The sequence below is a fragment of the Duganella sp. P38 genome (genome assembly GCF_050859475.1).
In the GTDB taxonomy this organism is placed as follows: Bacteria; Pseudomonadota; Gammaproteobacteria; order Burkholderiales; family Burkholderiaceae_D; genus Rugamonas.
In genome coordinates, this window is the sequence record NZ_CP193936.1 from 2,344,621 (window position 1) to 2,365,673 (window position 21,053).

The window sequence follows — 21,053 nt, forward strand, 5'->3', positions numbered from 1 at the left end:
CCTACTTGCGCGGCCTCAAGGAGCGCCTGCCGCACGCCCAGGCGGTGCGCGGCGCCAACCGCGACGGCCAGGTGATCTATGGCGAGCAGATCGACCGCCGCCATGTGCAGGACCTGAGCATCCGCGAGTTTTTCGGGCGCAGCCAGCAGGAGCACGAGCTGATCTTCGGCATTCCGGTGCAATCGCGCATTAGCGGCGAGTGGGTGCTGCCGCTGGCTTATCCGCTGACGCTGTCCAACGGCGACTTTGGCGGCACTGCCTATGTGCTGATGAACAGCGCCAAGCTGACCGAGGCGTTTTCCGGACTGAATATCGGCGCCCACGGCGGTATCGTGCTGATGGACAAGCGCAAGCGCGTGCTGCACCGTTATCCCGAGGTGGCCGACATGAAGTTTGGCAGCACCATCGCGGTCAATCCGGTCACCCAGGACATCATCGACGGCAAACGCAACAGCGCCAGCTACACGGTGGTCAGCCCGCGCGACAGCCGCGAGCGCACGCTCAGCGTGGAGAAGATCGGCGGCTACCCGGTGTACGTGGTGGTCGGCCTGGCCAGCGAGGATTTCCTGGCGCCGTGGCACAAGGAAGTGCGCAACGCCTCGCTGTTCCTGGTGCTGCTGATCGGCCTGGCGGCGGCGCTGCTCAAGGGCGTGCGCATCAGCCTGCGCGAACAGTACAAGGCGCTGACCGCGCTGGCCGAGGCCGACCAGGCGCTGCAGGCGTCGCACCAGCGCTTGACAGCGTCGGAATCGCGCTGGCGCTCGCTGACCGAGGGCCTGCCGCAAATGGTGTGGACCGCGCGTGCCGACCTGCGCATCGACTTCATGAGTCACCACTGGGAAAGCTTTAGCGGCCTGCCGGCGCCGCAACTGATGGCCGACGGTGACTGGTCGCGCGTGATCCACCCGGACGACCTGCCGGTGATCGCCGCCGCCCGCGAGCGCGCGCTGGCCGACGGCGACGAGTTCCGCTGCGACTGCCGGCTGCGCCGCCATGACGGCGCCTGGCGCATCTTCGACAACCACGCCCTGCCGCAGAAGGACGCCGGCGGCGCCATTGTCAGCTGGGTTGGCAGCAGCACCGACAGCACCGAGCTGCGCACCGCGCACGAGACGCTGTTGCAGGCCAAGGAGGCGGCCGACCAGGCCGGGCGCGCCAAGTCCGACTTCGTCGCCAACATGAGCCACGAGATCCGCTCGCCGATGAACGCCGTGCTGGGCATGCTGCAACTGCTGCGCCAGACCGGGATGAGCGGGCGCCAGCAGGACTATGTCGACAAGGCGCACGCGGCGGCCAGCGCCTTGCTCGGGCTGCTCAACGACGTGCTGGACTTCTCCAAGGTCGAGGCCGGCAAGCTGGCGCTCGATCCGCACCCGTTCCGCATGGACAAGCTGTGGCGCGACCTGGCGGTGATCTTATCGGCCAACGTTGGCAACAAGAATATCGAAGTGCTGTTCCGCGTCGACCCGGCGTTGCCGGCGATGGTGGTCGGCGACGCGCTGCGGCTGCAGCAGATCCTGCTCAACCTGGCCGGCAACGCCATCAAGTTCACCGAGCGCGGCGAGGTGGTGGTGTCGGCGCAGCTGGTGGCGCGCACGGCCAGCACGTTGTCGGTGGCGTTCGCCATCCGCGACACCGGCATCGGCATCGCGCCCGAGCAGTGCGAGCACATCTTCGACGGCTTCTCGCAGGCCGAGGCCTCGACCGCGCGCCGCTTCGGCGGCACCGGCCTGGGGCTGGCGATCAGCCAGCGGCTGGTGCGCATGATGGGCGGCGCCTTGCGCGTGGTCAGCGAGCCGGGGCAGGGCAGCGTGTTCGACTTCGCGGTCGACTTCGGCGTCTCCGACGAGCAGCCGGACGTGGTGCCGGCGGCCGGCCTGCCGTTGCAGGACAGCGCGGCTGCGCGGGCTGTCCTGCCTGGTGGTGGACGACAACCCGGTGGCGCGCGCGGTGCTGCGCGACATGGCGGCCGGCTTCGGCTGGCGCGCCGACGTCGCCGCCGATGGCTACGAGGCGCTGGAGCTGATCGCCGCCCAGGGCGGCCGCGGCAAGGCCTACGACGTGGTCTTCATCGACTGGCGCATGCCGGCGCTGGACGGCTGGGAAACCAGCCGCCGCATCCGCGAGCGGATGCCGGCCGGGCAGACGCCGCTGATCGTCATGGTCACCGCGCACGACCGCGAAGTGCTGGCGCAGCGGCAGCAGCAGATCGCGCCGGTGCTGGACGGCTTCGTGGTCAAGCCGGTCACCGCCTCGATGCTGTTCGACGCCGTGGCGGACGCCCGGCTGGAGCAGCGCAAGCCGCTGGACACGGCGCTGGCGCCGGCGCTGCGCCGGCTGGCCGGGCTGCGGCTGCTGCTGGTGGACGACAATCCGGCCAACCAGCAAGTCGCCAGCGAACTGCTGAGTAATGAAGGAGCGCAAGTGGAAGTGGCCAGTTCGGGGCCGATGGCGCTGGCGGCAATCGCGCGCGGCGGTGCGGCGGCGGACCTGGTGCTGATGGACATCCAGATGCCGGAAATGGACGGCTACCAGACCACGCGCGCCATCCAGGCCCAGCTGGGCAAAGCGACGCCGCCGATCGTCGCCATGACCGCCAACGCCATGGCCTCGGACCGCATTGCCGCGCTGGAGGCGGGCATGGCCGACCACATCGGCAAGCCGTTCGACCTGGACCAGCTGATCGAAGTCATCCTGAAACACGCCCGCCGCGACGGCCGCCCGCTGGCCCGTCCCGCCGCAGCGGCGGCCGGCGGGACAACCGCGACCGCCGCTGCGGGCGCCTTGCCCCGGCCGGCATCAACCGCGCGGCCGCCCTGAAGCGCCTGGGCGGGCTGGAACCGGTCTACCTGATCGCGTTGCGCAGCTTCATCGCCGAAGCGGAAAAGCTGGCGGCGCAGCTGGCGGTAGCGCGCGCCGACCAAAACCTGGCCGCCGCGTTGCCGGCGCTGCACACGCTCAAAGGCCTGGCGGGCACGGTTGGCGCCGACCGTCTCGCCGTGCTCACGCAGCAAGCCGAGCGCGCACTAAAAGACGACCCCAGCGCCTGGCCGGCCCTGGAGCCGGTCCTGCAAGCCTGCCCCGGCGTCACCGCCGACATCGAACAACTCCTATCCGGGGTCAGGTCTGACATTCGCACACGAGCTGTGCCCTAGTGGGCTGCTACGGCAGAGCTCCTGTGCGATTGTCAGACCTGACCCCCGGGGTTTGACCCCCAGGGGTTAGCGGAAGCCGTCGGCGGTGATGTCGATTTCGGTGACGTCGCCGTATTGCTTGGCGATGTCGCGGATCGCGTCGGCTTTGCCGATCAGTACCGTTTGCAGCCTGGCGCGCGGGAAGTGCTTGTCGACCAGCGCCTTGGCCTTTTCCGGCGTCAGGCTGTCCACCGATTTGGTGAAGTTGTCGATCTGCTCGCGTCCCACCTGGTTGGCGTACATGTCGCCCAGCAGCCCCGCCAGCTGTTCGCTGGTTTCGTAGCGCGGCGGGAACTGGCCTTTGACGTAGGCTTTGGCCGAGTCCAGCGTGGCCTTGTCGATGCCCTTGTCCCACAGCCGCTGGTAGGTTTTGTGCGCCAACGCCAGCGCCGCTTCGGTCTTCGGCAGCGCGGTGAAGCTGCTGATGGCGAACGTGCCGGTCTGCGATAGCGTGCCGAAACCGCTGCTGGCGCCATACGTGAGGCCGGAGTTAACCCGCAATTCGTCGTTCAGCCACGAGGTGAAGCGTCCGCCCAGCACGGTGTTGACCACTTGCAGCGGGACGTAGTCCGGATCGTTGCGGGCGATGCCGGCGCCGCCGATCAGGAAGGTGGTTTCGATGGCGTCGGCCTTGTTGACCAGCAGTACGCGCGCCTTGTCGGCCTGTACCTTGCCGTTGTTTTGCGCAGCCGGCGCCGGGCCGCTGGCTTTCCACGCGCCGAACAGCGATTCGATCTGCTTGCGCATCTCGGCCTTCTGGAAGTCGCCAACCACGATGATGGCGGCGTTGTCCGGACGGTAGTAGCGCTGGTAGTAGCGCTGCACATCGGCCTGCTTGAGCGCGCCGACGCTGCCGACCGTGCCGCTGGCCGGAATGCCATACGGCGCGTCGCCAAACAGCATGGCGCGGTAGTAGGTCTGCACAACGTTGCGCGGCGCTTCCTTGGCTTGCTTGATGCCGCTGACCTTGCGCTCGCGCAGCTTGGCCAGTTCGGTGTCGTTAAAGCTCGGCTGCTGGACGATTTCGGCAAACAGCGGCAGCAGCGCGGCCGTGTCGGCCTTGGCGAAATTGGCCTGCACGGTGCTCGCTTCGGCGCCGGCGCCGCCGGCCAGCCGCGCGCCGCGGTAGTCGAAAGCCTGGTCGATGCTGGCCTTGTCATGCGCGGTGGTGCCGAGCAGCAGGGCGTCGCCGGTCAGGTTCGACAGGCCGGCTTGCTGGCCGTCGTTGACGGAGCCGGCCTTGACCACGGCGCGCACCGAGATCAGTGGCACTTCGTGGCGCTCCATCAGGTAGACGGTCAGGCCGTTCTGCAAGGTGACGGTGTCGAACTCCGGCAGGCGGAATTCGGCGCCGTGCGCCAGGCCGGCGGCGCACAGCGCGGACGCCAGCGCGGTGGTGGTGATGAGCTTGCGGGTCATATGATCAGTCCTCCTTCGCGGCCAGCACGCCGATCGTGCGCTGCGATTTTTTCAGGTATTTGGCGGCGACGGCCTGGATGTCGGCCGGCGTCAGTTTTTCATAGGCGGCCGGGGCGTCGAACATTTTCTGGTAGCCGCCGAAGAACACTTCGTACAGGCCCAGCTGGTGCGCCTTGCCGTTGATGGTTTCCTGCTCGCGGTACAGGTTGACCAGTTTCTGGTTCTTCACCTTTTGCAGTTCCTCGGCGCTGACGCCGTCCTTGACCAGCTTGTCCACCTCGGCCAGCAGCGCCTGTTCCAGCGCGGCCGGTGCGACCTTGGCGGCCGCCACCGCGCTCAGCGACAGCAGGCCCGGATCGAAGCCGCGCATGCCGCTGGCGCTGACCTGCGTGGCCAGCTGGGTTTCCACCAGTGCTTTGTAGAGGCGCGAGGTTTTGCCGTCGGCCATCAGGCTTTGCAGCACGTCCAGCGCGTAATAGTCGGGATGATTGGCTTGCGGGATCTTGTAGGCGATGATCAGGTTCGGCGAGGTGGCCGATTCCTTGGTGACGAACACGCGCTTCTCGCCGGTCTGCGGCGGCTCGACGGTGCGCACCGCCGGCGGCAGCGCGCGCTTCGGAATGGCGCCGAAGTATTTGGTGGCCAGTTTTTTCACCTCGTCGGCCTTGACGTCGCCGACCACCACCGCCACCGCGTTGTTCGGCGCGTAGTAGGTGCGGAAATAGGTTTCGAGATCCTGCTGGGTCCAGGCCTTGATGTCGGATTCGTGGCCGATCACCGACCACTGGTACGGGTGCGCGGTGAAGGCGACGCTGGTGACTTCTTCCCACAGCACGCGGAAGTTCGAGTTCTCGCGGCCCGTGCTGCGCTCCGACAGCACCACGCCGCGCTCGCTCGCCACCATCTTCGGATCGATGTTCAGGTGGGCGATGCGGTCGCTCTCCAGCGTGAAAATGGTTTCCAGCGACGACGCCGGGAACCAGTCCTGGTACACGGTCAGGTCCGTCGAGGTGTAGGCGTTGTTGGAGCCGCCCTTGGCTTCCATCGTGCGGTCGAACATCTTCGGGCCGAAGTTCCTGGAGCCGTTGAACATCATGTGTTCAAAGAAGTGCGACAGCCCGGTGATGCCGGGCGCCTCGTTACGCGAGCCAACCTTCCAGAAGGTGTACATATTGGCGTTGGGGATGCTGTGCGATTCCAGCACGATGAACTTCATCCCGTTACCCAGCGTGAAGGTCTGCACCTGGTCGGCGCTGACGGCGGCCTGCGCGGTGGCGGCCAGGCCCAGCACGACGCTGGCGGCCAAAACTTTCCATTTCATGAGCGCTCCTTTAAAGATCAGCGCAAAGCATACAACTTTTTGACAAGTATTTGCGAATGGCAAGCATAGCGGCTAGCATGGTGGCAACCACAACCAGGAGCAACTACCAATGGAAAAACCAATGAACTGGGTCGAGCACGAACTGAGCATGACCGTGCTGATGACACCGGATATGGCAAATTTCTCAGGCAACGTCCACGGCGGCACCATTCTCAAATACCTCGATAGCGTCGCCTACGCCTGCGCCAGCCGCTATTCCGGCAGCTATGTCGTCACCTTGTCGGTCGATCAGGTGATGTTCCTGCAGCCGATTCACGTCGGCGAGCTGGTCACTTTCCTGGCCTCGATCAACTACACCGGCAACACCTCGATGGAAGTCGGCATCCGCGTGGTCACCGAAAATATCCAGCAGCGCCTGGTGCGCCACGCCAATAGCTGCTACTTCACCATGGTGGCGGTGGACAAGGACCGCAAACCGGTCAAGGTGCCGACGCTGGTGCCGGAGACCGAGGAACAGAAGCAGCGCTGGGAGCAGGCGCTGCTGCGCAAGCAGTCAAGGCAGATGGTGCACGGCAACCGCAAGCAGTAACGGCCGGGCGCGATTGCGCGGCGACGGGTTTTGTGTTGTGATGTGCGCGTTGCCAACTTTACGAGGTCGCCACATGAAACGCTATTTGACGCTGCTCGTGCTGGCGTCAGCACCGCTGCTGGCCTCGGCAGGCGAGGCCAGCGACGCGCAGTTGATCGAGCGCGCGGTGCGCGACTACATCGAATCCCAGCACCAGGCCGATCCTGCGAGGATGGAACGCGGCATCGATCCGCAACTGGCCAAGCGCACCTATTGGCAGGCTGCGGACGGCACGGAATTCGTCATGCATACCGACCATGACACCATGGTCAGGGTCGCCCGGACCTTTAATCAGGACGGCAGCAAATTCCCGGCGCGGCCACGGGTCGATATCAACATCCTCGATATCGACCAGCGCGTGGCCACCGTCAAGCTGAGCGCCGACGAGTGGATTGACTATATGCACCTGTATAAAAACCGGCGCAATGAATGGAAAATCGTCAACGTGCTGTGGCAATACCATGACACGGCGCGCCAGGTCAGCAGGAAATAAGGACGGCTGCCCGTTTTGCTGGCACATCGGCTTTTCGCTTATGCGTCAATGACTTGCATCCGGAAAGCCGACTTGTTAACAATGTTGTCCACAGAATCTGTGGGCATTGTTGGGTGCGTTGCCCCACCTGGCCGTCATTCCCGCGCAGGCGGGAATCCATGGGCGGCTTGAGTGACGCTCAGCATGGGTTCCCGCCTGCGCGGGAACGACGGGGTTTGCTCACAGGAAGTTCAAGTCCATCCCCAGCATCTTGATCACGGCGAACGTGACGCCCCCAGCAGCAGGACCAATAGCACGAAGACTGCCGCGATCTTGCCGGCGGCGAGCAGCACCTCGCGCCGCTCCTTCTCTCTGCCTTTCTTGCCCTGGTCGTAGTGCCACTTGATGGCGTAGAACATGCCGATGCCGAGCACGAGGAACTTGAACGTTACGAAGATTACCGGGATCCAGTCGACCATTTTGAGTATTTCCTGTCTTACTAAAGACTATCTATTGCTGCACATTATGACGCATACTACTTAAAAGCAATTTCCATACATTGAGACAAAATGTCCCAGTTAAGAACCATACAAGATGAGAACGTGGCGCTGTGGTTGCCGCGCCTGGCCGCGCACGGCGGCCCCCGTTTTTGCAGATTGCCGACGCGTTGCAGGCGGCGGTCGAGCGCGGGGCGCTGAAGCCGGGCGACCGTCTGCCGCCGCAGCGCCAGTTGGCGGCGCAGCTGGACGTCGACCTGACGACGGTTACGCGCGCCTACGATGAAGCCCGGCGCCGCAACTTGTTGGAGGGCCGCGGCGCGCGCGGCACCTATGTCGCGGCGCCGAAAGTGGAACTGAACGCGGTGCTGGACCTGAGCATGAACACGCCGCCGCCGCCCGACGGCGTGGACTTCGACGATATGCTGAAACAGGGCTTGTCGCAAGTGCTGATGCGGACAGACACGGAATTGCTGATGACCTACCACCTGGCCGGCGGTAGCGACTCCGACCGCAAGGCTGGCGCCCGGTGGCTCGAACCGATGTTCGGTGATCTGGACGCGCAACAGGTCGTTGTCTGTCCGGGCGCGCAAGCCGCGATCGCCGCATTGATGCTTGCGCTCACCGAGCCTGGCGATGTCATTCTGGCCGAACCGATCAGCTATCCCGGCTTGCGCGTCGCAGCTGCCCAATTCGGCCGGCGCATCATTGCGGTGGAAACGGACAAGCACGGCATGCTGCCTGCGCGGTTCGAGCAGGCGTGCCGCGAACACCAGCCGGCGCTGGTCTACCTCAATCCGACCCTGCAAAACCCGACCGCCGTCACCATCCCGGAACGCCGCCGCAAGGAACTCGCCGGCATCGCCAGGCGCTGCAAAGTTCGCATCGTGGAAGATGATCCCTACTGGCTGCTTGCCGATGCGCCACCGCCGCCGCTTGCCACGTTTGCGCCGGAGCAGGCGTACTACATCGCAACGCTGTCGAAATGCCTGACGCCCGGCTTGCGTGTCGCCTTTGTGCTGATCCGCGACCCGCACGAACGCGAACGTTTTCTGGTTGCGCTGCGATCATTCGCGCTGATGGCCGCGCCGCTGACGGCCGCGCTGGCCACGCAGTGGATACTCGATGGTTCGGCGGCGGGATTGATGCAAGGCATCCGCAACGAGGCGCGGCTACGGCACCGGATGGCGCGCGATATTCTGGCGGGGCGCTACAGCGGCGCCGGCGACGGCCTGCATGTATGGCTGGAATTGCCGGCGTACTGGAACTCGTCGCAACTGGCGCGCGCGGCCGAGAGCGAGGGCATTGCCGTCACGCCGGCCGAGGCCTTCGCTACCAGCGGCGGCGCCGTGAATGCCATCCGCATCTCGCTGGGCAGCATCAAAGACCGTGGACGCTTGCAGGCGGGGCTGCAACGGCTGTCGCAGTTGCTGGCACGGCGGCCCGAGTCTTTCCGCGCCGCCGTGGTGTAGAAGTACGCGCTGTCAGCGCACCATGCAAGGCATCTTGTTGTTGTACTTCCAGCCGGGGATCAGGTACTGCATCGCCACCGCGTCGTCGCGCGCACCCAGGCCCATGTTGTTGTACAGGTGATGCGCGGCTTCGACGGCGTCCATATCCAGTTCCACGCCCAGCCCCGGCGTGGTCGGCACCTGCACCATGCCGCCCCTGATCTGCAGCGGGTTCTTGGTCAGATGCTGGCCGTCCTGCCAGATCCAGTGGGTGTCGATGGCGGTGATGTTGCCCGGCGCTGCGGCCGCCACGTGGGTGAACATGGCCAGCGAAACGTCGAAGTGGTTGTTCGAGTGCGAACCCCAGGTCAGGTCCCATTCGTGGCACATCTGCGCCACGCGCACCGAACCTTGCATGGTCCAGAAGTGCGGGTCGGCCAGCGGAATGTCGACCGATTGCAGCTGGATCGCGTGGCGCATTTCGCGCCAGTCGGTGGCGATCATGTTGGTGGCGGTTTGCAGGCCGGTGGCGCGGCGGAATTCGGCCATTACTTCGCGGCCTGAGTAGCCGTTCTCGGCGCCGCATGGGTCTTCGGCGTAGGCCAGCACGTCGCCCTTGTCGCGGCACAGGCGGATCGCGTCCTTCAGCAGCCAGCCGCCGTTCGGGTCCAGCGTCACGCGCGCTTGCGGGAAGCGTTCATGGATGGCGGTGACCGCTTCGATTTCCTCTTCACCACGGAAAACGCCGCCTTTCAGCTTGAAGTCGTTGAAACCGTAACGCTCATAGGCCGCTTCGGCCAGCCGCACCACGGCTTCCGGCGTGACGGCTTGCTCGGTGCGGATGCGGGTCCATTCGTCGCTGGCGTTGTCCGGCACGCCGGCGTAGGGCAGGTCGGTGGCGGTGCGGTCGCCCACGTAGAACAGATAGCCCAGCATTTCCACCTCGGTGCGCTGCTGGCCTTCGCCGAGCAGGGCGGCCACCGGCACGCCGAGGAATTTGCCCATCAGGTCGAGCAGCGCCGCTTCCAGCGCGGTGATGGCGTGGATGGCGACGCGCAGGTCGAAGGTTTGCTGGCCACGGCCGCCGGAATCGCGGTCGGCGAAGGCGGCGCGGGCGCGGTTGAGCAGTGCACGGTAGTTGCCGATCGGCTGATCCAGCAGCAGCGGGCGGGCGTCCTCCAGCGTTTTACGGATTTTCTCGCCCCCGGCACTTCGCCTACGCCGGTGTTGCCCGAACTGTCGGTCAGGATCACCAGGTTGCGGGTGAAGTAGGGGCCGTGAGCGCCGCTGAGATTGAGCAGCATGCTGTCGCGGCCGGCTACTGGAATGACGCGAACGTCAACGATGCGAGGGGTGGTCATCAAGGTCTCCTGTTAAAAATGATTGCGCTGTCATTTGATGTTAGCCCCATAAATCCTAAATTTCAAGCAAATTTAATGATAGAAAATGATGTGGGCTGCTAGAATGCCATATCAACCCTTATCGTCAATTGCATGGACAAGACCCGGATACGCAGCTTGCGCACGCTTGCCGGCGAGGTCGCCGTCAGCGGCGCCACGCTGGCCGAGGTGGCCGAGGTGGCGGGCGTGTCGCCGATCACCGTCTCGCGCGCGCTGAACCAGCCGCACCTGGTGCGGCCCAACACGCTGGCAAAGGTGCAGGCGGCGGTGGCGCAGACCGGCTACGTGAAGAATATGATGGCCGGCGCGCTGGCGTCGGCGCGCAGCCGGCTGGTGTCGCTGATACTGCCGACCATCTCGACGCCGATCTTTGCCGACATGGTGCAGGCCGCCAGCGACCATCTGACCACGGCCGGCTACCAGGTGATGCTGGGCCTGTCGAGCTATGAGGCCTGGCGCGAGGAGCTGCTGGTCGAAACCATACTCAGCCGGCGGCCGGACGGCGTCATCCTCACCGGTTCGCTGCACACCGACAGCACGCGCCGGCGCTTGCAGGCCGCGCAGCTGCCGGTGGTGGAAACCTGGGACCTGACGCCGTCGCCGGTGGACATGATGGTCGGCTTCTCGCACGAGGAGGTGGGCCACGCGCTGGCCCAGCATCTGCTGGCGCGCGGCTACCGGCGCATCGCCATCCTGGCGGTGCAGGACCCGCGCGCGGCGCGCCGCAACCAGGGCTTGCAGGCGGGCCTGGCCAAGCATGGCGTCGCGGTGGCGGCGCTGCAGATGATGCCGCTGCCGTCGACCTTCGCGCTGGGGCGCGACGGCCTGGCGGCGCTGCTGGCGGCCTGCCCCGCGATCGACGCAGTGGTGTGCAGCTCCGACACGCTGGCGCACGGCGTGCTGACCGAGGCCATCGCACGTGGCCTCGCTGTGCCCGCACAGCTGGCGGTGACCGGCTTTGGCGACCTGAATTTTGCCGCGCATACTTATCCGCCGCTATCGACTGTGCGCGTCGATGGCGCTAATATCGGTCGTATGGCAGCGCAAGCGATCCTCGACCGGCTCGAGGGCAGGGCGGTGGCCAGCCTGACCGATACCGGGTTCGAACTGATCCAGCGCGGCAGCACATGACACAGGAGGCCAGCATGGAAATGAAACGCATCAACGCGGGCAAGCTGCGGGCCATCGGTTACGATGCGCGCGACAAGCTGTTGCGCGTAGAGTTGGACGACGGCACGGCCATCGACTACAGCGGCGTCGGCAACGAGGTGTGGCGCAAGCTGTCCACGTCGGGCGCTGCGTGGAGCTACTACCGCGACAACATCGAGGAAGAATATACCGGCCGCAAGGGCGTGGTGCGCAAACCGACCACCCGCGCCGATCTGGAAGACCTGTTCCGTCCACCGGGCGACAGCTGAAACGCCGGCATGCTGTTTTTCTCGCGCGCGCTGTGCATGCGCGCCGCGAAAATGTGGTTTAATCGAACGATCTTTGATCATCGTGATTGCCATGTCCGAAGCCAGTCTCCAGCCCGCTACAGATCCAAACCCGGCCTACCGTGTCGAGCGCTCATCGGTGCACGGCAATGGCGTGTTCGCGCGCCGCGACATCGCGCCCGGCGAACGCATCATCGAATACGGCGGCCGCGAAATCACCTGGGACGAGGCGCAGGTGCGCGCCGAAATCCAGGGCGGCCCGCACAACCACACCTTCTTCTTCAGCCTGGCCAACGGCAACGTCATCGACGGCGGCGACCACGGCAACGAGGCGCGCTTCATCAACCATTCCTGCGAGCCGAACTGCGAGGCCATCGAGGAAGAGGACGGCCGCATCTTCATCTACGCGCTGCACGACATCCGGCAAGATGAGGAGCTCAGCTATTCTTATCCGCTGATTTACGAAGGCCGCCACACGCCCGCCATCAAGCGCGCGTTTGCCTGCCGCTGCGGCGCGCTCAACTGTACTGGCACGATGCTGGCGCCCAAGCCGCGCAAGCGCAAGCCGCGCGCCAAGCCGGCGTCGCTGCCCGGCCTAGCCGCGCCGCAGCCTGAGCACGATCCAGTGCGCCAGCAGGCGGTTTAACAGCGGCAGCGCCAGGCCGCCGGTACGCGCCACCTTCTGCTGCATGGCCAGCGCCGGCGAGTCGCCGCCACTGTTGACCGCGAACACGATGCGGTTGTTGCCGGCGATGCCAGTGAACGAGCAGATGCGGCCGCTGAACGCCTGGCGCAGCCGGCGCAGCATGGCCTTGTAGTTCGGGTCGTAGCTGAAGATATTCGCCGCCATCACGCCGCCCGGCCGCAGCGCGCGCTGGCAGTCGGCGTAGAAGCTGGCGCTGCCCAGCGGCGGCGGCAGGCCGTCGGCGTCGAAGCCGTCAACCAGCAACACGTCGGCGCTGCCGGCCAGCTTGCTCATGTAGCCGGCTGCGTCGGCCTCGATCACGTGGAAGCGGGCGTCGTCGCGCGGAATGGCGAACTGCTCGCGCAGCGCGATCACCTGTGGGTCCAGCTCCAGCACGGTGATGCGCGCCTGCGGCAGATAGCGGTAGCAGAACTTGGCCAGCGAGCCGCCGCCCAGGCCGACCATGACGATGTGACGCGGTCGCGGCTGGAACAGCACAAAGCACATCATCGCCCGCACATAACTCAGCACCAGGTCGTCCGGCCGGGACAGGCGCATCTCGCTTTGCACCATGCCGGGCTGGAATTCCAGCAGGCGCTTGTCGCCGACGGTGCGCACCTGTGGCGGCGGGCGTTGGGTGGGTGTGGTCAAGTTGGGCCGGGTTGTGGATTTACGTAGGGAATCATAGTAGCATGGCGCTAGCACGGGCCAGCCCCTCGGCGGCCGACTTGGAGAGAGATACGATGTTTTTAGACCACCCTACGCTTACCGCCACCAACAGCTTCACCGAACCGGATCGCCTGGAGCGCCTGACCCGCGTCTACGGCTACGTGGCGGCGCTGGCCGACCTCGCGGGCAAGCAGAGCTTTATCGAGAAAGTCAGCCAGCTGCATGACCACAAGGGCACGCTGATCGTGTTCTGGCACGACACCCCGACCGAAGACGAGAAAGCTTTCTTCACCCAGGCCTGGGCCAGCAAGGTGGGCGATGGCAGCAGCAACGTCGAGCACGAGGTTTAAGGCCCGGAACTGACGTCGGGCGGCGGTCATGGACATCAAAACCTTGCTGTTGGCGCTGGCACTAGGCAATCTGAGCCTGTGCGCAGCGCTGTTCTTTTGAGGCCGGCGCGCGCCGCGACGGCCGGGGCACGCGTTTCCACGCGACCTGGACCCGCGCCAAGCAATGCCAGGCGCTGGCCTGGACGCTGTTGTACCTGCGGGGCACGCTGCCCGATGTGCTGACCATCCCCTTTGCCAACGCCGTGCTGTTCGCCGGTTTCGCGCTGGACGCCGCCGCGCTGTGGGAACAGGCCGGCCGCCGCGTGTGGCGCCACTATTTGCTGCCGGCGCTGGGCGTGTCGGCCGGCCTGTACACCGGTGCCTGGCTGTTGCAGCTGCCGGCAGGCGGCCGCATCGCCATCGCCGCGCTGGCGACCGGCTGCTTCTTCCTGGCCGGCGCCGCCGCGCTGGGGCGCGGCTGGCGCAGCGGCACCGCGCTGCGCCGCTACCTGGTGCTGCTGATGCTGGCGCTGACCGTGGCGGTGCTCGGGCGCGGCCTGCTGTCGCTGCTGTCGCCGGATTGGGCGAACCCGCTGGCGGTGCAGGCGGCCGGCATGGGCGCGCTGTATTTGATGATGCTCGGCAACGCCTTCGGCTATCTGCTGCTGGCGCGCGAGCAGGAGCAGGGCGAGCTGGCGCGGCTGGAAGTGGTCGACGCGCTGACCGATGTGCCGAACCGGCGCGGCTTCTACACCGCATTGACGCCATGGATCGCGCTGGCGCGCCGGCCCGGCTTGCCGACTGCGCTGGTGATTCTCAACCTGGACCAGTTCAAGCGCGTCAACGACAGCTACGGCCATACGGCCGGCGACCTGGTGCTCAAGGCCATGGTTGACGTATGCAAGAAACAATTGCGCGACTCGGACCAGATGGGCCGCCTGGGCGGCGCCGAATTCGCCATCCTGCTGCCGCGCACCGCGCTGGAGGACGCCGCCATGGTGGCCGAGCGCATCCGCAACGCCGTCGCCGCGCAGCCGGTCAAGGCGGAGAAGGCCATCATCAACATGACGGCCAGCCTGGGCGTGACCACCATCCGCGCCGACGATAGCACTGTCAGCCTGTTCAAGCGCGCCGACGAGGCCTTACAGGCGGCCAAACAGGCCGGCCGCAACCGCGTTATGGAAGCCGAAGTCATCAAGCTGTAACAAATTCGGCCTATCGTGCTTATAATGGTGTAAATCGTTTAGTCCAATTGCCTATTATATGTACGCTGCCGTCGACCTGGGTTCCAATAGTTTTCGCCTCCACATCGGCAAGCACGATGGGGAGGCCATTCGCGTCCTGAAAAGCGTGCGCGAGCCGATCCGCCTCGCCGCCGGCCTTGACAAGGACGGCAACCTGACGCCTGCCGCCATGCAGGCGGCCCTCAACTGCCTGAAGAATTTTCGCGCCGTGCTGGCCGCGTACAAGCTCGATGCGGTGCGCGTGGTGGCCACGTCGGCGATGCGCGTGGCGCGCAATTCCGCCGCCTTCCTGCCGGAGGCAGAAAAGGCCATTGGCTATCCGATCGAAATCATCTCCGGCGAGGAGGAGGGGCGCCTGATCTACATGGGCGTGGCGCATGCGGTGGCGCTGCCGGGCGAGCGCCGGCTGGTGATCGACATCGGCGGCGGCTCGACCGAGTTGATACTGGGCCGCGGCCCGGAAATCGAACGGGTGGAGTCGTTCAGCGTCGGCACCGTCAAGCAAAGCCTGTCGTTCTTCATCGGCGGCCGCGTGGACGGACCGTCGTTCGAGGCCGCCATCCTGTCGGCGCGCAGCCATTTCGAGGACGCCGCGCCACCGTACCATCCGCAATTCTGGCGCCAGTGCTATGGTTCCTCCGGCACCGCGCGCACCATCGCCGACATCATCGTCAAGAACGGCATCGGACGCGAAGTAAACGCGCAGACGCTGGAGGCCCTGAAGCAGCGCTTCATCGAGTTCGGCCACGTCAGCAAGATCGACATGCCGGGCCTGAAGCCGGACCGCGCCTCGACCATCATCGGCGGCCTGGCGATCCTGATTGGCCTGGTGCGCGAGCTGGATATTCCGCAGGTGCAGCCGATCGAGGCGGGCCTGCGCATGGGTGTGATGTGGGATCTGCACCTGCGCTCGACCAAGCGCGATCGCCGCGAGCAGTCGGTGCAGGCCTGCGTGGAGCGTTTCCACGTCGACGAGCGCCGCGCCAACCGGGTCGCGGTGGACGCGCTGGCGCTGTACGCGCAGACCAAGCCGTCGTCCGAGCAGTACAGCCGCCTGCTGTACTGGAGCGCGCTGCTGCACGAGATGGGCATGGTGGTGTCGCACACCGGCTATCACAAGCACGCCGCCTATATCATCGAGAACGCCGATCTGCCGGGCTTCACGGCGCGCGAGCAGCGCACCATGAGCCGCCTGATCGTCGCCCACAAGGGTAATCTGCGCAAGGTGTCCGAGGTGCTGGAAGACCCGGACTTCGCCAAGGCCATCGTGGCGTTTCGCTTATCAGTATTGTTCATGCATTCACGGATCGATATCGATTTCACTCAACTTAAACTGCGTTTCAAGAGCCGCATCGAGCTGGAAATCAGCCGCGAATGGGTGGCCGAGCATCCTACGCTGTCGTATTGGCTGGAGAAGGAACAGGAGCAGTGGGACGAGGTTGGCGTCGACTTTGCGATTCGTACTAGCTAAATGATATATACTGTTTATATTGATGACTAAATTGGAGTGAATATGGCGACCAAACCAGCCACCCGCACCACCGCCACCAAGACCGTAGCCGCCAAGCCGGCCGCCGCGAAACCAGCGCCGAAGGCCGCGGCCAAACCAGCCGCCAAGCCGGCGCCGCGCGCAGCCGCCAAACCGGTCGCGCCGAAGGCCGCCGCTAAACCAGCCGCTAAACCAGCCGCCAAGCCTGCGCCACGCGCCGCCGCCAAGCCAGCCGCGCCGAAAGCCGCTCCAAAAGCTGCGCCGAAGGCCGCCCCTAAAGCCGCTGCCCCTAAAATCGCCGCCAAGCCGGCCGCCGCCCCGGCGGAAGTGAAAAAGCGCACAAGGAAAAGCTGGTGCGCGACAGCTTCACCATGCCGGAAGCCGAATACGCTGTGCTGGGCCAGGTGAAAAAGGCCGCCCTCAAAGCCGGCTTCGAAGTGAAGAAGAGTGAACTGCTGCGCGTGGGCGTGGCGCTGATCTCGCAGATCGATCTGGCGACGCTGAAAAATGTGCTGGCGGGCCTGCCGCAGCTGAAAACCGGCCGTCCGAAGAAAGCCTGATTTAAAAACAACAGGTCACGAAAATGACATTTTATTGTCATTTTCCTGAAGTATTCGCTGGTTACGCTTGCTTCGTCTTCCACACAAAAGGGATGAAGCATGCAAACCTCGATTATTCAAGCCGACGCCCGGGCCACGACCGGCAAGCTGGTACTCAGCATGGCAAGCACGCCGGAAGAACTGCGCGAAGTGCAGCGCCTGCGCTACAAGGTATTCATCGAAACCATGGGCCTGACCGCGCTGCAGCGCGCCGACGGCCTCGATAGCGACGAATTCGACGAGCATTGCGATCACCTGATCGTGCGCGACTCCGACACCCTGATGGTGGTTGGCACCTACCGCCTGCTGAGCGCCAACCGCGCCCGCAAGCTGGGTCGCCTGTATTCCGAGGGCGAATTCGATCTGGGCCGCCTGAACAACATCCGTGGCCGCATCGTCGAAGCGGGCCGCGCCTGCATTCATCCTGACTATCGTGGCGGCAGCGTCATCATGCTGCTGTGGTCCGGCCTGGCCGAGTATATGCGCCGCGAGAACGCCGAGTTCCTGGTCGGCTGCGCCAGCATTTCGCTGGCCGATGGCGGCCATAACGCCGTCGCCGTGTACCAGCAACTGGCCGCCAGGAATCTGGCGCCGATCGAATACCGCGTGACGCCGCACCTGCCATTCCCGTTCTCCAAACTGGAAGCCTCGCAAAAGCCGCAAGTGCCTGCTCTGTTGAAAGGCTATATGCGCTCGGGCGCGTGGATTTGCGGCGAACCGGCCTGGGACCCTGATTTCGAGAGCGCTGACCTGTTCCTGCTGATGCCACTGGCGAATCTGGACTCGCGTTACGCGCGCCACTACGGCGTGAACGAAGCGCAGGCGGCTTAAACGCGGCCCCGCAGCCCCGTGTAAAATAAGCGCCGTTGTGCTTATTCTGCGGGGCTGTCATGAAGTTGGATTTAGAGTCGGATAAAGCGGGCTTTCAGGAGCGCCCGGTGCTGCGGCATCGCGGTTCCCGCGCCACGTCGGCGACTGACAGCGTGGTTGAAGAAGTACCCGTGGCGCTGGTCGTCAACGGTATTTCGCATGCCGTCATGATGGTCACGCCGCGTGACCTCCAGCCTTTTGCGATGGGCTTTCTTCTCACCGAAGGCCTGGTTTCCAAACGTTCCGACGTGTTTGATATCGAAGTGCGCGAGCATGCGCGCAGTTTTGAAATCGACATCACCATCGCCACCGAGGATTTCGTTCAGCTCAAGCAGCAGCGCCGCTCGATGGCGGGACGCAGCGGCTGTGGCGTATGCGGCATCGAGAGCCTGGAACTGCTGGATCTCCAACCGGAGCGTATCGGGTCGCCGCCGCTGCATGCGGAAGGCGCTTTGCAGCCGGCGATTGCCATCGCCGCATCGGCGTTGGGCCAGCATCAGGACTTGATGCGCGCCACCGGCGGGGTGCACGCGGCGGCGTGGTGCGATGCGTTTGGCAACGTGCTGCGCGTCTGCGAGGATGTGGGTCGTCACAATGCGCTGGATAAGCTGATCGGCCATCTGGCGCTGGACGGCGAGGATATGCAGCGCGGTTTCGTGTTCATGTCCAGCCGCGCCAGCTATGAACTGGTGCGCAAGGCCGCGCGCATGCACATCCCGATGTTGGCCACCATTTCGGCGCCGAGCACGCTGGCGATCGACATTGCCGCCGAGGCGGGCCTGAAGCTGGTGAGCTTCTGCCGCCAGGACGGCTGCGTCGAATACACCTGATCAGCGTGTCAGCCGGCGATAGTTCGCCGGCGAGAATTGCAGGCAGAGGACCGCCATGCAGGCGGTGCCGATGCTCATCGCCACCCAGGCCTGGGTCAGGTCCGAGAAGCGGTCGCGCAGCAGGCCGGCCAGCAGCGGCATGCCGCTGGCGATGATGTAGCCGCCGCCTTGCACGAAGGCGGCAAGCATGCCTGCCTCCGCCGGGTCCTCGAGGTGGTCCAGCGTCAGGATCAGCGACAGCGGGAACAACGCGCCGATGCCGAGGCCCAGCAGCAGGCAGGCGCACAGTGCGAGCGGCAGCGGTGCAAAGATCAGGCATGCCAGGCCGGCCAGCAGCGACATCAGCACCGTCAGCAGCGGCTTGCGGCGATCAGGGAAATGGCCGATCCATGCCGATACCGCCAGTCCCGCCGCCACCTCGGCCAGCGTCAGGCCGCCCAGCAGGAGGCCGGCTTGCGATGGCTGCCAGCCCAGGCTGGTGTAGAACGGCGGCAGCCATGCCAGCACCAATGTGTACGCGCCGGTGCCGATGCCGAAGAAAATCATTAGCTCCCACGCACGGCGACTGCGCCAGAAACGCGGCCGCGCCGTCTGGATGTCACGCGCCACCGCCGCCGAGTGCGCCGCACCCGGAGCCGCAGCCACGCCTGCCGCCGGCCCTGTCGCCGAGCGCGTCGCAGCCACAGCCCCAGCCACGCCTGCCGCCTGCCCCGTCGCCGAGCGCGTCGCAGCCGCAGTCGCGGCTACGCTTGCCAACGTTTGGCGCGTGGCGCCGCGCCAGAGGAATAGCGCCGCCAGCGCAGGCGCGGCCCATACGGCCAGCGCTGACGGCCAGCCCCATTGCGCGGCCAGGCCTGCAGCCGAGGCGGCGGCAATGGCGGCGCCACCCATGATGCCGGTGGTGTACAGGCCAAACACCCGTCCCGCGCCAGCGCCAAAGCCCCGCTTGATAAAGGCCGGCAGCAAGGTTTGCACCAGCGCGATCCCGGCGCCTGCGATGATCGCCGTGACCAGCAGGCTGGCGCCGCCATCGCCCGCATAACGCGCCGCGCAAGCGATGCCAATCAGCGCCATGCCAATCGCCACGCCGTTACGCTCGCTGACCCGGCCAGCGATGGCCGCGCCACCAAGCGCACATAAGCCCATCACAAACACCGGCAAGGACGTCAGCAAGCTCGATTGCGTGTGCGACAAGCCAGTGGCCGCCTCGATCATATCGAGCAGCGGCCCGATGGCGGCGAGGGCGGGGCGCAGATTCAGCGCCACCCCGATAATGGCGGCGATGACCAAAAACTCCGATTGACGCGCATTTCTCATAACATATATCTCTGTATAAAGTATCTTGATATCAAATCATATCGTTGAAAGCGCCTTTACACAAGGCCTTGAAAATGGAATGATGTGAAGTAACTTAACGTAGAGGTATGTATGGAAAACCGGGCAAAACGCGCAGCCGACGAGTGGAACGAGCAACGGCCGGACATCGACGCCAACGTCATGGCGCTGGTCGGCCGCCTGCTGGAGGCAACGCAACTGCTGGAGCGCGACTGGCTCAGCCCACTGGCGGCGCAGTTCGAACTGCACCCAGGCGAATTCGACGTCATCGCCACGCTGCGCCGCGCCGGCGCACCGCATGCGCTGACGCCAACCGCGTTGTATGAACGGCTGATGCTCTCGTCCGGCGCGATGACCAGCCGCCTCGACCGGCTCGAACGCAAGGGCCTGACCGAGCGTGTGCCTGCTCCGGGCGACCGCCGCAGCATTCTGGTGCGGCTCACGCCCGCCGGCCTGGCGCTGATCGACAAGCTGCTGCCCCTGCATGTTGCCAACGAGCGCCAGGCGCTGGCGGCGCTGACGCCAGCCGAGCAGGCGCAGCTCGACGCGCTGCTGGCCAAACTGATCACCGGCCTGCACAAGAGCTAGCCCGGCACTATATGCCCCATCTAACAGATGGCCGGTGCGATAAGGCCTAAGGTAGACCCCATCCCGTATATCTCAGGAGTCCACCAAAATGTCCATCCGCAGCCTGCTTTCCTCCGCCCTGATCGGCGCTGTCGCCAGCGCCCGTTCGATGACGCCAATGGCAACGCTAGCCACCGCGCGCCTCGCCGACCGCCGCACGCCGGGCGAACTGTTTCTGCTCGATCGTCCGCTGTTCAAATTCGGCGCGCTGGCCATGGGCGCCGGTGAGCTGCTGGGCGACAAGATGAAGACGGCGCCGGACCGCACCGTGCCGCTGGGCCTGATGGCGCGCGTCGCCAGTGCAGGTATCGCTGGCGCGGCGCTGGCGCCGAAGGGTAGTGAGAAGTCCGGCGCGGCCATCGCGGTGGCTACTGCTGTGCCGCTGGCCTATCTGACGCTGGCCGGCCGCAAGCGCGCCATGGCCAGCATCGGCCAGACCCGCAGCGGTTTGATCGAGGATGCGCTGATCGTTGCCGCTGGCGCGGCCATCGTGGCGCTGGCCACGCGCCGCAAGGACGAGGCTTAACCTCACCCCCTCCCCCGTCATTCCCGCGCAGG

General features: G+C 65.4%; 20 protein-coding genes and 4 pseudogenes. 18 read left to right on the forward strand and 6 right to left on the reverse strand.

Features of this window, described 5'->3' with window-relative positions; translation table 11 throughout:
• Positions 1 to 386: 386 nt before the first annotated feature.
• The 3 genes and pseudogenes from ACRQ5J_RS10830 to ACRQ5J_RS10840 form a co-directional block, all read left to right on the forward strand.
• Positions 387 to 1,820 (forward strand): annotated as a pseudogene (locus ACRQ5J_RS10830) (ATP-binding protein); the annotation flags it as partial.
• Positions 1,821 to 1,962: 142 nt separating this feature from the next.
• Positions 1,963 to 2,820 (forward strand): response regulator, encoded by an 858-nt coding sequence (locus ACRQ5J_RS10835; RefSeq protein WP_432383267.1) that lies wholly within the window; start codon positions 1,963 to 1,965, stop codon positions 2,818 to 2,820.
• Between the two features lie 38 nt (positions 2,821 to 2,858).
• Positions 2,859 to 3,155 carry an Hpt domain-containing protein gene (locus ACRQ5J_RS10840; RefSeq protein WP_432383268.1) on the forward strand — a complete coding sequence of 99 codons (297 nt, stop codon included), beginning with the start codon at positions 2,859 to 2,861 and terminating at the stop codon, positions 3,153 to 3,155.
• Positions 3,156 to 3,221: 66 nt separating this feature from the next.
• Here ACRQ5J_RS10840 and ACRQ5J_RS10845 read toward each other — a convergent pair whose 3' ends face one another.
• Both ACRQ5J_RS10845 and ACRQ5J_RS10850 read right to left on the reverse strand, forming a co-directional pair.
• Entirely contained in the window at positions 3,222 to 4,613 is a 1,392-nt protein-coding gene (locus ACRQ5J_RS10845) for a M16 family metallopeptidase (protein ID WP_432383269.1), read from the reverse strand.
• A gap of 4 nt (positions 4,614 to 4,617) precedes the next feature.
• Positions 4,618 to 5,934, reverse strand: a complete 1,317-nt coding sequence (locus ACRQ5J_RS10850) for a M16 family metallopeptidase (RefSeq protein WP_432383270.1) — start codon at positions 5,932 to 5,934, stop codon at positions 4,618 to 4,620.
• 109 nt (positions 5,935 to 6,043) lie between these two features.
• Between ACRQ5J_RS10850 and ACRQ5J_RS10855 the strand changes: the two genes are divergently transcribed.
• Both ACRQ5J_RS10855 and ACRQ5J_RS10860 read left to right on the forward strand, forming a co-directional pair.
• Positions 6,044 to 6,523 carry an acyl-CoA thioesterase gene (locus ACRQ5J_RS10855; RefSeq protein ID WP_432383271.1) on the forward strand — a complete coding sequence of 160 codons (480 nt, stop codon included), beginning with the start codon at positions 6,044 to 6,046 and terminating at the stop codon, positions 6,521 to 6,523.
• Between the two features lie 73 nt (positions 6,524 to 6,596).
• Positions 6,597 to 7,055 (forward strand): nuclear transport factor 2 family protein, encoded by a 459-nt coding sequence (locus ACRQ5J_RS10860; RefSeq protein WP_432383273.1) that lies wholly within the window; start codon positions 6,597 to 6,599, stop codon positions 7,053 to 7,055.
• A 219-nt stretch (positions 7,056 to 7,274) separates the two neighbouring features.
• On the opposite strand, the pseudogene ACRQ5J_RS10865 reads toward ACRQ5J_RS10860, so the two are convergent.
• Positions 7,275 to 7,513 (reverse strand): annotated as a pseudogene (locus tag ACRQ5J_RS10865) (hypothetical protein).
• 90 nt (positions 7,514 to 7,603) lie between these two features.
• Between ACRQ5J_RS10865 and ACRQ5J_RS10870 the strand changes: the two are divergent.
• Positions 7,604 to 9,003 (forward strand): annotated as a pseudogene (locus ACRQ5J_RS10870) (PLP-dependent aminotransferase family protein).
• A gap of 12 nt (positions 9,004 to 9,015) precedes the next feature.
• Here the strand turns inward: ACRQ5J_RS10870 and gudD are convergent.
• Positions 9,016 to 10,343, reverse strand: a pseudogene (gene gudD, locus ACRQ5J_RS10875) (glucarate dehydratase).
• A 132-nt stretch (positions 10,344 to 10,475) separates the two neighbouring features.
• On the opposite strand from gudD, the gene ACRQ5J_RS10880 reads away from it, so the two are divergent.
• The 3 genes from ACRQ5J_RS10880 (at position 10,476) to ACRQ5J_RS10890 (ending at position 12,464) form a co-directional block, all read left to right on the forward strand.
• Positions 10,476 to 11,513: a LacI family DNA-binding transcriptional regulator gene (locus tag ACRQ5J_RS10880; RefSeq protein ID WP_432383274.1), complete on the forward strand. Its 1,038-nt coding sequence runs from the start codon at positions 10,476 to 10,478 to the stop codon at positions 11,511 to 11,513.
• 14 nt (positions 11,514 to 11,527) lie between these two features.
• On the forward strand, positions 11,528 to 11,800 hold the full coding sequence (locus tag ACRQ5J_RS10885) for a KTSC domain-containing protein (RefSeq protein ID WP_432383275.1): 273 nt from the start codon (positions 11,528 to 11,530) through the stop codon (positions 11,798 to 11,800).
• Between the two features lie 91 nt (positions 11,801 to 11,891).
• Entirely contained in the window at positions 11,892 to 12,464 is a 573-nt protein-coding gene (locus tag ACRQ5J_RS10890) for an SET domain-containing protein (protein ID WP_432383629.1), read from the forward strand.
• Here ACRQ5J_RS10890 and ACRQ5J_RS10895 read toward each other — a convergent pair.
• Entirely contained in the window at positions 12,414 to 13,076 is a 663-nt protein-coding gene (locus ACRQ5J_RS10895) for a transferase spermidine synthase (RefSeq protein ID WP_432383630.1), read from the reverse strand. The two genes, ACRQ5J_RS10890 and ACRQ5J_RS10895, sit on opposite strands and share 51 nt — an antisense overlap.
• Before the next feature lie 170 nt (positions 13,077 to 13,246).
• Here ACRQ5J_RS10895 and ACRQ5J_RS10900 point away from each other — a divergent pair, with 170 nt between their 5' ends.
• The 7 genes from ACRQ5J_RS10900 (at position 13,247) to fdhD (ending at position 18,533) form a co-directional block, all read left to right on the forward strand.
• On the forward strand, positions 13,247 to 13,522 hold the full coding sequence (locus ACRQ5J_RS10900; protein ID WP_432383276.1) for a hypothetical protein: 276 nt from the start codon (positions 13,247 to 13,249) through the stop codon (positions 13,520 to 13,522).
• Positions 13,523 to 13,710: 188 nt separating this feature from the next.
• Entirely contained in the window at positions 13,711 to 14,706 is a 996-nt protein-coding gene (locus tag ACRQ5J_RS10905) for a diguanylate cyclase (RefSeq protein ID WP_432383277.1), read from the forward strand.
• A gap of 58 nt (positions 14,707 to 14,764) precedes the next feature.
• Complete coding sequence (locus tag ACRQ5J_RS10910; RefSeq protein WP_432383279.1) at positions 14,765 to 16,216, forward strand: Ppx/GppA phosphatase family protein; 1,452 nt, start codon at positions 14,765 to 14,767, stop codon at positions 16,214 to 16,216.
• Between the two features lie 42 nt (positions 16,217 to 16,258).
• The gene (locus ACRQ5J_RS10915; RefSeq protein WP_432383280.1) at positions 16,259 to 16,642 is read left to right on the forward strand and encodes a hypothetical protein; all 384 of its coding nucleotides are present in this window, start codon (positions 16,259 to 16,261) and stop codon (positions 16,640 to 16,642) included.
• Positions 16,606 to 16,794: a hypothetical protein gene (locus tag ACRQ5J_RS10920; RefSeq protein WP_432383281.1), complete on the forward strand. Its 189-nt coding sequence runs from the start codon at positions 16,606 to 16,608 to the stop codon at positions 16,792 to 16,794. The genes ACRQ5J_RS10915 and ACRQ5J_RS10920 overlap by 37 nt, the downstream gene beginning before the upstream one ends.
• A 99-nt stretch (positions 16,795 to 16,893) precedes the next feature.
• Positions 16,894 to 17,664 carry a GNAT family N-acetyltransferase gene (locus ACRQ5J_RS10925; RefSeq protein ID WP_432383282.1) on the forward strand — a complete coding sequence of 257 codons (771 nt, stop codon included), beginning with the start codon at positions 16,894 to 16,896 and terminating at the stop codon, positions 17,662 to 17,664.
• A 59-nt stretch (positions 17,665 to 17,723) separates the two neighbouring features.
• Positions 17,724 to 18,533: a formate dehydrogenase accessory sulfurtransferase FdhD gene (gene fdhD / locus ACRQ5J_RS10930; protein WP_432383283.1), complete on the forward strand. Its 810-nt coding sequence runs from the start codon at positions 17,724 to 17,726 to the stop codon at positions 18,531 to 18,533.
• Here the strand turns inward: fdhD and ACRQ5J_RS10935 are convergent, their stop codons facing one another.
• Complete coding sequence (locus tag ACRQ5J_RS10935; protein WP_432383284.1) at positions 18,534 to 19,850, reverse strand: MFS transporter; 1,317 nt, start codon at positions 19,848 to 19,850, stop codon at positions 18,534 to 18,536.
• Positions 19,851 to 19,961: 111 nt separating this feature from the next.
• Between ACRQ5J_RS10935 and ACRQ5J_RS10940 the strand changes: the two genes are divergently transcribed.
• A complete protein-coding gene (locus ACRQ5J_RS10940) occupies positions 19,962 to 20,456 on the forward strand; it encodes a MarR family winged helix-turn-helix transcriptional regulator (RefSeq protein ID WP_432383285.1) in 495 nt (164 codons plus the stop codon).
• A gap of 88 nt (positions 20,457 to 20,544) precedes the next feature.
• Positions 20,545 to 21,021, forward strand: a complete 477-nt coding sequence (locus ACRQ5J_RS10945) for a hypothetical protein (protein ID WP_432383286.1) — start codon at positions 20,545 to 20,547, stop codon at positions 21,019 to 21,021.
• The last annotated feature ends 32 nt before the right edge of the window (positions 21,022 to 21,053 follow it).

Coding starts and splice junctions, on each gene's coding strand:
- ACRQ5J_RS10910 (WP_432383279.1), top strand. CDS start 14,765: ATGTACGCTGCCGTCGACCTGGGTTCCAATAGTTTTCGCCTCCACATC.
- ACRQ5J_RS10925 (WP_432383282.1), top strand. CDS start 16,894: ATGCAAACCTCGATTATTCAAGCCGACGCCCGGGCCACGACCGGCAAG.
- ACRQ5J_RS10880 (WP_432383274.1), top strand. CDS start 10,476: ATGGACAAGACCCGGATACGCAGCTTGCGCACGCTTGCCGGCGAGGTC.
- ACRQ5J_RS10945 (WP_432383286.1), top strand. CDS start 20,545: ATGTCCATCCGCAGCCTGCTTTCCTCCGCCCTGATCGGCGCTGTCGCC.
- ACRQ5J_RS10845 (WP_432383269.1), bottom strand. CDS start 4,613: ATGACCCGCAAGCTCATCACCACCACCGCGCTGGCGTCCGCGCTGTGC.
- ACRQ5J_RS10900 (WP_432383276.1), top strand. CDS start 13,247: ATGTTTTTAGACCACCCTACGCTTACCGCCACCAACAGCTTCACCGAA.
- ACRQ5J_RS10895 (WP_432383630.1), bottom strand. CDS start 13,076: ATGGTGCAAAGCGAGATGCGCCTGTCCCGGCCGGACGACCTGGTGCTG.
- ACRQ5J_RS10940 (WP_432383285.1), top strand. CDS start 19,962: ATGGAAAACCGGGCAAAACGCGCAGCCGACGAGTGGAACGAGCAACGG.
- ACRQ5J_RS10835 (WP_432383267.1), top strand. CDS start 1,963: ATGGCGGCCGGCTTCGGCTGGCGCGCCGACGTCGCCGCCGATGGCTAC.
- ACRQ5J_RS10920 (WP_432383281.1), top strand. CDS start 16,606: ATGCCGGAAGCCGAATACGCTGTGCTGGGCCAGGTGAAAAAGGCCGCC.
- ACRQ5J_RS10890 (WP_432383629.1), top strand. CDS start 11,892: ATGTCCGAAGCCAGTCTCCAGCCCGCTACAGATCCAAACCCGGCCTAC.
- ACRQ5J_RS10885 (WP_432383275.1), top strand. CDS start 11,528: ATGGAAATGAAACGCATCAACGCGGGCAAGCTGCGGGCCATCGGTTAC.
- ACRQ5J_RS10915 (WP_432383280.1), top strand. CDS start 16,259: ATGGCGACCAAACCAGCCACCCGCACCACCGCCACCAAGACCGTAGCC.
- ACRQ5J_RS10855 (WP_432383271.1), top strand. CDS start 6,044: ATGGAAAAACCAATGAACTGGGTCGAGCACGAACTGAGCATGACCGTG.
- ACRQ5J_RS10860 (WP_432383273.1), top strand. CDS start 6,597: ATGAAACGCTATTTGACGCTGCTCGTGCTGGCGTCAGCACCGCTGCTG.
- fdhD (WP_432383283.1), top strand. CDS start 17,724: ATGAAGTTGGATTTAGAGTCGGATAAAGCGGGCTTTCAGGAGCGCCCG.
- ACRQ5J_RS10850 (WP_432383270.1), bottom strand. CDS start 5,934: ATGAAATGGAAAGTTTTGGCCGCCAGCGTCGTGCTGGGCCTGGCCGCC.
- ACRQ5J_RS10935 (WP_432383284.1), bottom strand. CDS start 19,850: ATGAGAAATGCGCGTCAATCGGAGTTTTTGGTCATCGCCGCCATTATC.